At 45.7% G+C, this 13,331-nt stretch carries 12 protein-coding genes; 4 read left to right on the top strand and 8 right to left on the bottom strand.

Features of this window, described 5'->3' with window-relative positions:
• Window positions 1–82: 82 nt before the first annotated feature.
• Window positions 83–520 (top strand): Hsp20/alpha crystallin family protein, encoded by a 438-nt coding sequence (locus NF543_RS07720; RefSeq protein WP_257667542.1) that lies wholly within the window; start codon window positions 83–85, stop codon window positions 518–520.
• Between the two features lie 83 nt (window positions 521–603).
• On the opposite strand, the gene NF543_RS07725 is transcribed toward NF543_RS07720, so the two are convergent.
• The 7 genes from NF543_RS07725 to NF543_RS07755 form a co-directional block, all read right to left on the bottom strand.
• Window positions 604–1,131: a YceI family protein gene (locus NF543_RS07725; RefSeq protein WP_257667543.1), complete on the bottom strand. Its 528-nt coding sequence runs from the start codon at window positions 1,129–1,131 to the stop codon at window positions 604–606.
• Window positions 1,132–1,154: 23 nt separating this feature from the next.
• Complete coding sequence (locus NF543_RS07730; RefSeq protein ID WP_257667544.1) at window positions 1,155–1,595, bottom strand: acyl-CoA thioesterase; 441 nt, start codon at window positions 1,593–1,595, stop codon at window positions 1,155–1,157.
• Between the two features lie 156 nt (window positions 1,596–1,751).
• On the bottom strand, window positions 1,752–2,615 hold the full coding sequence (locus tag NF543_RS07735; RefSeq protein WP_257667545.1) for an SMP-30/gluconolactonase/LRE family protein: 864 nt from the start codon (window positions 2,613–2,615) through the stop codon (window positions 1,752–1,754).
• Window positions 2,616–2,711: 96 nt separating this feature from the next.
• Window positions 2,712–4,613, bottom strand: a complete 1,902-nt coding sequence (locus NF543_RS07740; RefSeq protein WP_257667546.1) for an OmpA family protein — start codon at window positions 4,611–4,613, stop codon at window positions 2,712–2,714.
• Window positions 4,614–4,805: 192 nt separating this feature from the next.
• On the bottom strand, window positions 4,806–5,567 hold the full coding sequence (locus tag NF543_RS07745) for an enoyl-CoA hydratase/isomerase family protein (protein ID WP_257667547.1): 762 nt from the start codon (window positions 5,565–5,567) through the stop codon (window positions 4,806–4,808).
• A gap of 123 nt (window positions 5,568–5,690) precedes the next feature.
• Complete coding sequence (locus NF543_RS07750; protein ID WP_257667548.1) at window positions 5,691–6,776, bottom strand: mannose-1-phosphate guanylyltransferase; 1,086 nt, start codon at window positions 6,774–6,776, stop codon at window positions 5,691–5,693.
• Between the two features lie 93 nt (window positions 6,777–6,869).
• Window positions 6,870–7,835: a KpsF/GutQ family sugar-phosphate isomerase gene (locus NF543_RS07755; protein ID WP_257667549.1), complete on the bottom strand. Its 966-nt coding sequence runs from the start codon at window positions 7,833–7,835 to the stop codon at window positions 6,870–6,872.
• Between the two features lie 97 nt (window positions 7,836–7,932).
• Here NF543_RS07755 and recQ point away from each other — a divergent pair, with 97 nt between their 5' ends.
• From recQ to NF543_RS07770, 3 genes are all read left to right on the top strand, one after another.
• Window positions 7,933–10,125: a DNA helicase RecQ gene (recQ, locus tag NF543_RS07760; protein ID WP_257667550.1), complete on the top strand. Its 2,193-nt coding sequence runs from the start codon at window positions 7,933–7,935 to the stop codon at window positions 10,123–10,125.
• A gap of 41 nt (window positions 10,126–10,166) precedes the next feature.
• On the top strand, window positions 10,167–10,988 hold the full coding sequence (kdsA, locus tag NF543_RS07765) for a 3-deoxy-8-phosphooctulonate synthase (protein WP_257667551.1): 822 nt from the start codon (window positions 10,167–10,169) through the stop codon (window positions 10,986–10,988).
• Between the two features lie 123 nt (window positions 10,989–11,111).
• Window positions 11,112–12,500, top strand: coding sequence for an alpha-L-fucosidase (locus NF543_RS07770; protein ID WP_257667552.1), 1,389 nt, complete (start codon window positions 11,112–11,114; stop codon window positions 12,498–12,500).
• A gap of 68 nt (window positions 12,501–12,568) precedes the next feature.
• Here NF543_RS07770 and NF543_RS07775 read toward each other — a convergent pair whose 3' ends face one another.
• Window positions 12,569–13,330, bottom strand: coding sequence for a phosphate ABC transporter ATP-binding protein (locus NF543_RS07775; RefSeq protein ID WP_257667553.1), 762 nt, complete (start codon window positions 13,328–13,330; stop codon window positions 12,569–12,571).
• Window position 13,331: the final 1 nt, after the last annotated feature.

The following is a 13,331-nucleotide window of genomic DNA, read 5'->3' on the forward strand; positions in this document are numbered from 1 at the left end:
TTAAATCTATTTTTCGCCTCGTTGGTATATATTTTGAAAAGCACTTACCAAAGATTAATTAAAATCATAGGAGGATTATAATATGACATTGGTAAAATTTTCAGGAAACAAAAACAGAGGGGTAGACAATTGGGTAAATGACCTTTTCAACCCAATTTTCAACGATTCTTTTTTGGCCGACAGGTTCATCTCACGCGTGCCTGCCGTAAACGTGGCCGAGACAAACGAGGCCTATCATATTGAATTGGCCGCTCCAGGATTGGAAAAGGGTGATTTTAAGATTAATGTAGACGGGGATGTGTTGACAATCTCTGCTGAACGGAAATCGGAAACCAAGGACGAAAGTAAGAAGTATAGCAAACGTGAATATAGTTACGCTTCATTTACCCGCTCCTTCACCTTGCCCGAAAGCATCGACCACAACAAAATCAACGCTCAATACCATGAGGGTATATTGAAAGTAGAAATCGGGAAGAAAGAAGAAGCTAAGGTTGCTTCCCGGTTGGTAGAGGTAAAGTAAACGGGTATTGTGCGTAAGATAATTGGATAAGTAACACCTGGCCTGCAGCACCACGATGGTACTGCGGGCTTTTTTATATACCATTATCTCGCCAAGGCATCCATATGTACTGTAGCCACATTACGGAGCATGAATGTTTTACCTCCAACACCATAATCCAACCGATTAACCTCGAATGTACTTGACAAGGAATATGTGCCATCTTGGTTTTTCTTTGCATCGAAGGGTAAGGTCACTGTTTTTGTGATATCCTTGATGGTAAGATTTCCGGTAGCCAAAAAACCGGTGTCCTTTGCTTCTACTTTTGTGGATACGAAACGGATGGTGGAAAACCGTTCTACATCGAGGTATTTCTCCCCTTTGGCGTCGCTATCTCTTCTTTTATGGTCGGTAAACACCGAGTTTGCAGGTATGGCAATGTCTATTCGTGTCGCCGAGAGGTTAGCAGGATCAAAGACAAATTTACCTTTAGGCGCTTCAAAAGTGCCTTGTAATGTGCCGACAATGCTGCCGATGCTGAACGATGTATTGCCTGAGACAATGCTGGCGGTCTGCGCGCTCATTGCCGTCGTCAATAGCGTGGCCATAATAGCCAATGTGATTTTCTTCATGGTGTACAGTGTTAGTGCATGTGTCAAGTTGTTATTTCTTGGTAATCTTCACTTTTAGGCAAGCGCTCCACAATGGTTTGCCATTCGAGTGGCAAGGGAGTAAGTTTTCGTTTTGTTACATCCATCCAAGCGCCGTCTACAGTTACCACCGCGCATTTGGTGCCATCCATTCGATAGATTTCATGGCGAAATGAAAACCTGGAATTCAATAGGTTATATTTGGTCATCGCTACAGTCACTTTCACATACTCATCAAGTTGTATCTCCCTTAAATAGACCAATTCTTCCCGAAAGAGTATAGGACCAATACCAACCGCGGCAATCTTATCGAGTGACAACCCCATTTTCTTAAGCATGTTGCTCCTGGCTTGTGCACAGAAATCGGCATAGGCCGAATGCCGCAGATGCCTGTTGGCATCAATCTGCGCCCATATCACCTGTCCTTCATAGAAAACATTTTCCATGCTCAAACTTAGCACTTTTTTTGGTTTGGGAAAAGGCCTAACAACAGGCAGGGACTAATAACCAGTTGTACGCCTGATGACCTCCCTGCCTTCAATAACAAAATCGTCGAAGAAATTGCAGAGGGAAAACATGCTGGACGGCATGCATAAAAGGGGCTACTTTGTCCCTTTAACTGCCATTTTCAAGGTAAAGACCTTGTCAGTTGCTGTAATGAAGAGCTGATCCCTGTTTGGGCCAGCGAAACAGATGTTGGCCGTCCAGTTTGACGGCACGGGGATGTGCGTGATTTTCTCGCCCTGCGGGTTATATACATCAATACCTTTACCTGTAAGGTACAGGTTTCCTTCTTCATCAATGGTCATACCATCGGAACCCTGAGGCGCAAAAAATTGCTTGTCGGTCAACGAACCATCGCTTTGGATACGATACTTGTAAATTTTGCTATCTCCAATATCCGCAACATACAGAAACTTGCCGTCTGGTGTGCCGACGATACCGTTGGGTCTTTTAAACTGGTCGTCCAACCTCGTTACAGTTCCGTCCTGATATAGATAAAGGGCTTGCGACTGCATCCCCGGCGATGTTCGTGTCCAATAGTCACGTTGGTAATAGGGGTCAGTGAAGTAAATCAAACCTGAAGGCGATACCCATGTATCATTCGGTCCATTGAAAAGAGAATCGAGGTAGTTGACCGCCAGTTTCTCGACATTACCGTCCATATCGATGCGCCATAACTGATATTTTTCATCGGCGCAGGCGATCAATAAGCCTTCGCTATCGAAATACAGTCCGTTCGAGCGCCCTGCATTTTCCATAAATACCGACAGGTTGCCATCCACATCATATTTCCATATCCGGTTGTTGGGCTGGTCTGTGAAGAACACATTGCCTTCCTTATCTACGGCGGGGCCTTCGGTGAAACTGAATCCATCGGCCACTAGTTGGAGTTCCGCACCAGGTGACACTTGCGAAAAACAGGCTTTACTAAAAAGGAAGAACCAAACGGCGAATGTTATCATATGCCTATTCATAACGAGCTGGATATACAAGTAAATCGATTATAATCTACCGCAATATAAGTGTTTTACATATAAATATAAAATGGATAATTATCCTTATTCAATGATTTTGAAGTCCGTGCGGCGATTGAGCTGTCGTCCTTCTTCTGTATCATTGCCAGCGACTGGTTGAGACTGGCCATACCCCTTGTAACTTAATCTTCCTGCCGGTATCCCGGCGTCAATCAGGTAATCATGCACTGCTTTTGCCCGATTTTCGGAAAGGGTTTGATTGTAGGCTTTGCTTCCTGTATCATCTGTATGCCCACCGATTTCGACCCGTACATCTTTATTCAGGTTCAAGAAACCAATAAGGTTATCCAAATCGCTTTTCGACCGGGGTAGCAGTTCATAACGGTTCACCTCAAAAAAGACGTTGTTGAGTGTTTCGGCGCTTCCCGTCTTTATCCTCGAAAGTGTAATACGTATTTCATAAGCATCGTTAATTTTGGTGCTATCGTCAAGGGGATAATTTTCGGAAAAAAAGAGATAACCCGGCTGCTTGATATGCAATGCATAGGTTTTGCCAAAGGGTAGGGGGGCAAGGAAAGTTCCGTCTTCATAATCAGCCCTTTCATTGTACACTGTCTCGTTGGTGAGGATATCCGTCACAGTCACTTCAGCATGGATGGGTTTTTCGTTCTCAGCATCCACGATAATGCCCTTGAGATAAGCCACGGGATTGGGTTGCACGGACTGCGGCAGCTCGAAGGAATAAATATCCAATCCTCCAAAGGCATCAGGCCTCCTGGTTGAGAAATATGCTTGTTTACCATTCATACTCACAGACAACGCGCTTTGTTCGTGGTGGTCATTGATGGGATAGCCGAGGTTGACAGGATGCTGCCAATGTCCAGCACTATCTAGCTGACTTTTGAAGATATCTTTGTCGCCAAATCCCGGCCAACCGTTCGATGCAAAGTAAAGCGTGCGATTATCGGCGTGGATATAGGGTGAACTTTCATCATAGGGCGTGTTGATGGCTGGACCAAGATTTTGCGGGACGCCCCATTGCCCATTGTCCTGGAGGATAGATTTCCAAATATCATAGCCGCCTTGCCCGCCATGGCGATTGCTCACGAAATAGAGCGTCCGTCCGTCGGCACTCAATGCAGGCTGTGCTTCCCATCCTCGACTATTGACGGGAGACCCCAGGTTATGCGGCTCGCCCCACCGGTCGCCTTCTCGCCTTGACACATAGATATCGCAGCTACCCAGCCCACCCGGGCGATTACATCCAGTGAAGAATAAGTATTTGCCATCGGGCGAAATGCAATGGGCTCCTTCGTTATAGCGTGCCGAATTGATGTCGCCCTGCAAAGGGAGGGAGGTTTGCCATGTACCGCTACTATCTTGGGTGCTTTCATAGAAATTTTCCCGGTTGTCCGTCTTGCGGGTGAAAATGATGGTCTTGTAATCTGCCGTGAGCTTGGGGAAATACTCATCGTATTCGCTATTGATGGCCACACCGGGATTGTGCGGATGGAAGGGCAACGGTTTTTTCAGGGCAGAAATGCTAAATTCACAATCAGCAATATATTTGTCTGTAAGTCGTTGGCCTGCTGCATCCAAGCCAGGTGTAAGCCTATATTTTCGCAGCATGGGCAGGGCCTCGGTATACTTTCCAAGGTAAAGAAGGCTTTCACCCAAACCAAACCACGTAAGTGATGTCAATGTCGAATCTAATTGAACAACACGAGCATAATGTTCTACGGCTTTTTCATAGCTTTTCTGCCTTCGGTGAATATCCCCAAGTTGTTGATGGGGGGCAGCGAAACTAGCATCCAATGCAATGGCAGATTCCAGTGAAGCGATGGCAGGGTCATATTGGCGGTTTTTCAGCTGGTTTGTTGCTGTTTCAAAAGCCTGTTGTGCTTTTCTGTTATTGGAATGCATTTGAGCATACCCAGACACATAGCACAATACGCATAATAGTAGGGCATATAATGGTTTTCGCATGGAACAGGGTATTTCCATGCTAATATAGGTTTTTTTCTGCGTTCTATACACTTCTTCTTGCTAATTCCCTGCTTTCTCCCGCCATCATCTGAGTCTTATCCGTGTGGTATATGGCTTTTATATGGGATTTCCCCAGATAATCCCAACATAAACCTCGGATACGGCGCAGATACAAGCAGCTATTAAGGTGGATTAGCTTCGTTTAAACGTCTTCAACAACTGCTTGGTTTCCGGACTGAGCACCAACCGGCCACTGATAGCTGCCTGCTTGTAAAGCAATTCATCCCAATGCTTGGTGCCATGCCATAAGGTTTTCTTGAGTGCCGTAAGCGCTTCTTGGTTTTTGTTTATTAACTGTTCGCAAAATTGCTCGATGGCTTCATCCAATTCGAAGATTGTCGGCCTTACTGAATGGAACAGGTCGTGCCGTTGTGCCCATTGCACATCGAAAAAGCGTGCGGGATTGAGCGAAAGCTCGGTCAACGCTGAGATGCCGATCTTACGTTCAACGGCCGGGGCAATGACAAAAGGACCGATATTGATGCTAACCTCGCTAAGCTTGACTGCCGCCTTTTCCGTTGCAAAACAATAATCGCATGCGGCAATAAGCCCGACACCACCCCCCACAGCCTTACCTTGTACTCTGCCTACGATAAGTTTTGGCGACTTACGCATCGCATTGATGACATCAGCAAACCCTGAGAAAAACGCTTTGCCGGCATCTTCATCCTGTATGGCCAGCAATTCATCAAAACTAGCCCCAGCACAGAATGTGGTATCGCCTTCGCTCTGCAACAGGATGAGCTTGGTGGCGCTGTTATCGCCTGCAGATTGGATTTGGTCGCTTAGATTGGCAAGCAAATTAGACGGTAACGCATTATGGGCGGGATGGCCGAAGGTAATGACGGCTAACCCATTGGTGTTTATCTCGGTTTTTACGAATCCTGATTCCATATATAATAAAGAAAATGGAACGCTGATGACGCGGATTTAACTGATCTTCGCGAATCTCTAAACAATCAATTTAAACGTATCAATCCGTGGCCATCTGCCTAATCAGCGTTATCCGTGTTCCAACTAAACATATTTGTTCCCGAACTTTTCCTTTACATCGGCCACAATTTGCTTGACACCTTGTTCCTGATCCTTCGGACAAATCATCAAAGTATCATCCGACTGAACGACGATGAAATTATGAAGTCCTTTTACGATGACCAACTTATTTTCGGGAGTGTGAACCATGCAGTTGGAGGAATCATAGACGATTACGTTGTCTGAAGACGAGGACGCATTGCCCAAGTAGTCCTTTTCCGCCAACTCATATACGGAAGACCATGTGCCTAAATCGGACCACCCGAAGTCTGATGGGAGCACGTACACATTATCGGCCTTTTCCATAATGGCAAAATCGATGGAAATATTGACACAACGCACAAAAGCTCCGGAAATGAACTTGGCCTCCCGATCGGAGTTGTACACTTCTGTCCCTTCTCTAAATACATCACCCATTTCCGTTTGGTACTTGTCAAACGCCTTGATAATGGATTTAGCAGACCAGATGAATATCCCTGCATTCCAAAGGAAGTCACCGCTCTGCAAAAAAGTTTTGGCTAATTCGAGATTGGGTTTCTCCGTAAAGGTTTTCACTTTTTTGAAACCTGGAACCGTTGCTGTTTTACCATATTGAATATAACCGTAGCCTGTATCCGGACGCGCGGGTTTGATGCCTAATGTAATCAACCAATCGTAGCTTGCTGCGCATTTGAGCCCTTTGGTCACATCGCCCACAAATGTATCTGTTTCCAAAATGAGGTGGTCTGCCGGAGCAATAACCATGGTGGCATCGGGATTCAGTTGCTGTATTTTATGACTTGCATAGGCAATACAAGGTGCGGTATTTCGCATAATGGGTTCCAATATCAGCTGTTGTTGCGACAATTTCGGCAACTGCTCCCGTACAAGGTCGGCATATGACTCGTTTGTGGCGACAAAAATGTTTGCTTCGGGAACTATCTTTAGAAAACGTTCATAAGTTGTTTGGATGAGTGTTTTTCCCGTACCCAACATGTCGATAAACTGCTTGGGCAACTTCGTGCGGCTTACTGGCCAAAACCTGCTTCCAATACCTCCTGCCATGATTACGGCATAATAATTTTTATTCATTTGTTGTTTTTTTTTTGCTTTTGGCCATCAGCTTTCGACCGCCAGCTTAATTATCAAATTATTATCTAAGTTTTTAATCCGCTCATCTTCGAATCAAATAATCCCTTCTTTCAGCAAATCGTGCAGGTGGATTATTCCATCATATGATTGGTTATGTAACACCAAAAGTTGCGTTATGTTATTTTCACGCATGATGTTGAGTGCATTAACGGCCAATTCGTTGCTGTCAATCGTCTTTGGTGAACTGCCCATGATGTCCTTTGCAGTAAGCTGGTCGATATGGAGATGCTTTTCCAGCATGCGTCTGATGTCACCATCGGTAATTATCCCCATAAGCATACCGTTTTCGACAACAGCTACTGCGCCCAGACGATGTTGGGTGATGGTAACAATAACCCCCCTCACCGGCGTGTCTGGTTGAACAGATGGCTTTCCGTTTTGCATAGATAGATCGGCCACCTTAAGATATAGGCGTTTTCCCAATGCTCCGCCGGGATGAAAGCGCGCAAAATCCCTATCACTGAATTCACGGCATTCGAGTAGGCAAATCGCGAGCGCATCACCCATAGCCAGCTGGGCAGTGGTGCTCGTTGTGGGCGCGAGGTTATGCGGGCAGGCTTCTTTCTCGACAGTCGTGTCCAAAATGAAATCGGCATGCTGTGCCAAATAGGAATTCGTGTTGCCCACCAAGGCCACGAGCTGGCTTTGCGTCTGTCTTAACAAAGGCACCAATACTTTGATTTCGGGTGTATTACCACTTTTGGACATGACGATCACGAGGTCATTTGTCTGGATGATTCCTAAATCCCCATGAATAGCATCTGCGGCATGCATGAAAATAGCCGGTGTTCCCGTGGAATTTAATGTGGCGACAATTTTTTGAGCAATGATGGCACTTTTTCCAACACCAGTTAACACAACCCTACCTTTTAGCCCGAGAATGGTATTTATCACAGCAATGAAATCACTGTCAATGCGTTCCGTTAATTTGTTTAAAGCACGGGCCTCTTCAACCAGAACGTTTGTTGCAATATTTTTGATTTCAGAATTGCTTTTCACAAATATATTTTGTAATTTTAGATACTGATATGCGCAAAAATATGTTATTTTGAGCATTATTTAGTTATCAGTCTATCTTATTTTTGCGAAACGCGCAATGGAAATAGAGAAAACACTATTTGACAATTTACAGGAATTTTTTGGATTTGACACATTTAAGGGTGATCAAGAGGCGATAATCACCAACACGCTACAAAAAAGAGATACGTTCGTGATTATGCCCACTGGTGGGGGGAAATCCATTTGCTATCAATTACCGGCATTAATGAGTGAGGGCACAGCCATCGTCATTTCGCCACTGATAGCTTTGATGAAGAATCAAGTGGATCAGCTTAGAGCCTTTGGGGGTGATGACAGCATCGCTCATTTCCTCAATTCGTCATTAAATAAAGGTGAGATTACTCGTGTAAAGCAGGATGTAACGGCTGGGAAATCGAAATTGCTTTATGTGGCTCCTGAGTCATTGGCAAAGGCCGAGAATGTTGAGTTTTTGAAATTGATTACCGTATCCTTCGTGGCGGTGGATGAAGCACATTGTATCTCGGAATGGGGACATGACTTCAGGCCGGAGTACCGCAAGATCCGGTCGGTTATCAATTCCATAGGCGACAACATTCCGGTGATTGCCCTTACGGCCACGGCCACGCCTAAAGTGCAGTCTGACATCCGCAAAAATCTGCAGATGAACGATGCTGCCTTGTTCAAATCGTCATTCAACAGGCCAAATCTCTATTATGAGGTACGGCCTAAGCGAAACGTGGTCAAGGAAATCGTCCGGTTTATCAAAAACAACACGGGGAAATCGGGCATTATCTATTGCCTGAGCCGAAAGAAAGTGGAGGAAATCGCCGAGGTATTGAGCATAAACGGCATCAAGGCATTACCTTACCATGCTGGGTTGGATGCAAGAACAAGAGCGGACACACAGGATAAGTTCCTCATGGAGGATGTGGAGGTCATTGTGGCCACCATAGCCTTCGGTATGGGCATAGACAAACCTGATGTGCGCTATGTGATCCATCATGATATCCCTAAAAGCATGGAAGGATACTACCAGGAAACTGGCCGTGCCGGACGTGATGGGGGCGAAGGACATTGCTTGGCGTTCTATTCGGAGAAGGACATCGAGAAATTGACCAAATTCATGAAGGACAAACCAGTCTCCGAACGTGAGATTGGTACGCAGATCCTCAAAGAGGTCATTGATTATTCAGAATCCTCGGTATGCCGCCGTAAACAGATACTCCATTATTTTGGAGAGAACTTCGACGAAACCGGCTGCGATAGCATGTGTGATAATTGCAGTGCGCAACAAACCCAATTCGATGCGGAAACCTCGCTATTAAATGTCCTCAAATTCATACAACAACAAGGGGAGAAATTTGACGACCACCATATCATCAATGTTTTCATCGGACAAAACAACCAACCCATTTCATCCTATAAGCATGATGCGCACCCTATGTTTGGTAGCGGGAAGGAACTGGGTATCATTTATTGGAAATCGTTAATAAGGCAGGCTGTATTGAACAATTTCCTGGCTAAGGATATTGACCATTACGGACTGCTGATGCTTACCGAATCCGGCAAAAGGTTCATCGAAAATCCTTATGGAATCAAATTCATCTTGAACAAACCCATGGAGGCTGCCACAGATGATGGAACCGATGAGTCCATGCAACAAGGCGGAGGAACCGTAGATGCCCAACTGTTGAAGATGCTGAAGGATTTGCGAAAGAAAATAGCGAAACAGAAAGGTCTTCCCCCGTTCGTGATTTTCCAAGATCCTTCGCTAGACGAGATGTGTACGCATTACCCCATCACGATTGATGAGTTGAAGCAAATACATGGGGTGGGCGCAGGAAAAGCGATGAAATTTGGGGCGCAATTTGTGGCACTCATCAAGCAGTACGTAGAAGAGAATGAGATAGATCGCCCTCAAGACCTTGTTATTAAAGGGACGGCTAATAAGTCGGCATTGAAGGTATCCATTATTCAAAACATCGACCGTAAAATAGGTCTCGGGGATATCGCTTCCGCCAAAGGTATCAGCTATGAAGACTTGTTGCGTGAAGTGGAATCCATCGTCAATTCTGGAACCAAGCTCAATTTGGGTTACTTTGTGGATGAAATCATCGATGAGGACAGACAGGATGAAGTGTTCGACTATTTCCGCAGTGCGGAGATCGATTCCATCGACGACGCACTCCGTGAATTAGGCACCGATGATTACACCTATGAGGAAATTCAATTAATGCGTATTAAATTCATGTCTGAATTGGGGAACTAATTATTTAGATTTGGGACATGCGATTTGAGCGATTCTAAAAAATGATACAAACTGTAATACCGGGCATCAAACATGCCGATTCCGTTAATTTTTTCCTGATGGCGGGTCCATGTGCCATCGAAGGGGAAGACATCTGTCTTCGTATCGCGGAACGTATAGTCACTATCACCGACCGATTGGGCATCCCTTATATCTTCAAGGGCTCATACCGCAAAGCCAACCGTTCCCGAGTGGATTCGTTTACTGGGATTGGCGATGAAAAGGCATTGAAGATATTACGTAAAGTGGGTGAGACCTTTGGTGTGCCTACGGTAACTGATATCCATGAAAGTCCTGAAGCAGCTATGGCTGCTGAATATGTGGATGTATTGCAAATTCCGGCATTCCTTTGTCGGCAGACCGAATTGCTGGTAGCGGCGGCGAAGACAGGTAAAACCGTCAATATAAAAAAAGGCCAATTTCTTTCGGCCGGTTCCATGCGATTTGCGGTGGATAAAGTGATGGATTCTGGCAATAAAAAAGTTATGCTCACTGATCGGGGAAACACGTTCGGTTACCAAGATCTTATTGTGGATTTTAGGGGGATTCCAGAGATGAGGGATTTTGGGGTGCCTGTGGTGATGGATTGCACGCATTCGTTGCAACAACCCAATCAGACCTCCGGTGTGACAGGAGGTAAACCGGCTCTCATCGAAACTATTGCAAGAGCGGCCATCGCGGTGGGGGCAGATGGCTTGTTCATCGAGACACACCCAGATCTGGCCAACGCCAAGTCGGATGCAGCGAATATGCTGCACTTGGATTTACTGGAAGCGTTGCTGGAGAAATTAATAAGGATAAGAGCGGCAGTTGCATCATGTTAATTGAGCTGAATACAATATCAATTTGAATTAATCTACTTCGATAGAAAAGAGGCACCTTTGTCGTGTAGGTATACGAGCTATTGTAATACCTGTACCATTGTAAATCATTTAATTTGCCTCTCGATGAAAAGGACACCATTATTATTCTTTACGCTGTTGGTTTTTGCTTGTTGTGCCCTGGCACAGACCGTAGACTCGCCAAAGTGGGCCAATGAAAGTCACACACAAAAGGAAGAACGCATGGCTTGGTGGTCGCACGACCGTTTCGGCATGTTCATCCATTGGGGCTTATATGCGGTGCCGGCACGCCATGAGTGGGTACAGAACCGTGAACAATTGTCTACCGAAGCGTACAGGGGAAGGTATTTTGACCAATTCAATCCGGATTTATATGATCCCAAGGAATGGGCTGCCCAAGCTAAGAAAGCGGGTATGAAATACGTGGTGATTACCGCACGTCACCATGAGGGTTTCAGCCTGTGGGATACAAAGCATAGTGACTATAAGGCGCCTAATACTCCGGCGAGCAGGGATTTACTCAAGCCATTTGTTGAGGCATTCCGGAATGAGGGGCTGAAGATAGGCTTCTATTTTTCGCTGATTGACTGGTATCACCCGGATTTCATCATCGACCGTGTACACCCGCTCCGCAACGATAAGGCGGCAAGGGATGAAAACGGCAATAAAGACATGGGGAGGTTCCGGCAATTTCTCAAGAACCAGCTCACCGAGCTGCTAACGGATTATGGAAAAATCGACTTGCTATTTTTTGACTTTTCATATCCCGGTGAAGATGGTAAAGGGCATGAAGATTGGGATAGTGAAGGGCTGTTGGAATTAACACGGAAACTACAACCCGGAATCCTTGTAAATGACCGCCTCGACTTGAACGATAAGACATGGGGTTGGGATTACATTACGCCCGAGCAATTCATGCCAAAGGCTTGGCCCGAACGCGACGGTGTACAAGTACCTTGGGAGACCTGCCAAACATTTTCAGGGTCATGGGGTTACCATCGCGATGAAAACACATGGAAGAGCGCCAATCAGCTGATAGCCATGTTAATTGAAGTGGTGAGTAAAGGAGGTAATCTGCTGCTCAATGTAGGGCCAACCGGTAGAGGCAATTTCGACGATCGCGCTACAGACCGGTTGGATGCCATTGGCCAATGGATGAAATACAACAACCGATCCATATATGGCTGTACGGCGGCTCCAGAAGAATTCGTCAAACCAGACAACTGTTTGCTCACATACAATCCGGACACAAAAAGGCTGTATGTGCATCTGCTGCAATGGCCGTTTAAAACACTTTACCTGCCAAACTTTAAAGGGAAAGTGAAATATGCCCAATTCCTTCATGACGGTTCCGAAGTTAAATATACCTCCCGATCATCTGCCGAAGCAGGTGGGCATACCACGGTTACCGCTGGCGAAAATGACCTGATTGTAGACATTCCAGTAGTGAAACCAAATGTGGAGATACCCGTGATTGAACTGATTTTGGAATGAGGTTAGCTACCGGCTAATCGCGCTAACCATAATCGTTGTGGACAAAGCTGATAGCCGATAATAGGCCGCTAACTGATAAACCCTTTCACGTATTGTTTGGTCAGTTCTTCTCGGGGATTGAGCAATACCTCTTCCGTAGGGCCGAACTCGATGATTTCACCCATATATACGAATATGATATAGTCTGATATCCGGCGGGCCTGCCGGAGGATATGCGTGACCAATACGATGGTATATTTCTCTTTGAGCCGCACAAAAAGGTCTTCTATTTTATGGGTGGATATCGGATCGAGCGCAGAAGTGGATTCATCGCCCAAAATGATTTCAGGCTCCACTGCCAATCCCCTTGCCAAACATAGGCGTTGCTGCTGCCCTATGGAAAGTTTGGCGGCTGGGCCATGTAGGCGATCTTTCACCTCACTCCAAAGGCTTGTGTCTTTCAGTTGCTTTTCCACAATGGCATCAAGTTCGCTTTTTTTCCGCACGCCGTGAATCCTTGGCCCATAGGCCACATTGTCATAGATAGACATGGGTAGGGGATAAGGACGCTGCGATAGCAGCCCCATTTTTTTACGAATATGGGTCACTTCGGCATCTGGAGCATAGATGTCCTCATCACTTACCAACACGCTACCTGACACCTTTACATTAGCCGTGTCGTCGAGCAGGCGGTTAAATGTTTTAAGCAATGTGGTTTTGCCGCATCCGGATGGCCCGATGATGGATGTTACACTCTTGTCGGGGATGTTGATGTTCACCCCCTTGAGAATATGATGCCCGTCGATATGTACATTCAGGTTCTTGACACTGATAAGTGGGTGTTGGGTCATG

The organism is Parapedobacter tibetensis (assembly GCF_024704835.1).
Lineage (GTDB): Bacteria > Bacteroidota > Bacteroidia > Sphingobacteriales > Sphingobacteriaceae > Parapedobacter > Parapedobacter tibetensis.

Excerpts from the sequence above, each read along its gene's own strand:
- NF543_RS07720 (WP_257667542.1), top strand. The coding sequence starts at position 83 with ATGACATTGGTAAAATTTTCAGGAAACAAAAACAGAGGGGTAGACAAT.
- NF543_RS07725 (WP_257667543.1), bottom strand. The coding sequence starts at position 1,131 with ATGAAGAAAATCACATTGGCTATTATGGCCACGCTATTGACGACGGCA.
- NF543_RS07730 (WP_257667544.1), bottom strand. The coding sequence starts at position 1,595 with ATGGAAAATGTTTTCTATGAAGGACAGGTGATATGGGCGCAGATTGAT.
- NF543_RS07735 (WP_257667545.1), bottom strand. The coding sequence starts at position 2,615 with ATGATAACATTCGCCGTTTGGTTCTTCCTTTTTAGTAAAGCCTGTTTT.
- NF543_RS07740 (WP_257667546.1), bottom strand. The coding sequence starts at position 4,613 with ATGCGAAAACCATTATATGCCCTACTATTATGCGTATTGTGCTATGTG.
- NF543_RS07745 (WP_257667547.1), bottom strand. The coding sequence starts at position 5,567 with ATGGAATCAGGATTCGTAAAAACCGAGATAAACACCAATGGGTTAGCC.
- NF543_RS07750 (WP_257667548.1), bottom strand. The coding sequence starts at position 6,776 with ATGAATAAAAATTATTATGCCGTAATCATGGCAGGAGGTATTGGAAGC.
- recQ (WP_257667550.1), top strand. The coding sequence starts at position 7,933 with ATGGAAATAGAGAAAACACTATTTGACAATTTACAGGAATTTTTTGGA.
- kdsA (WP_257667551.1), top strand. The coding sequence starts at position 10,167 with ATGATACAAACTGTAATACCGGGCATCAAACATGCCGATTCCGTTAAT.
- NF543_RS07770 (WP_257667552.1), top strand. The coding sequence starts at position 11,112 with ATGAAAAGGACACCATTATTATTCTTTACGCTGTTGGTTTTTGCTTGT.
- NF543_RS07775 (WP_257667553.1), bottom strand. The coding sequence starts at position 13,330 with ATGACCCAACACCCACTTATCAGTGTCAAGAACCTGAATGTACATATC.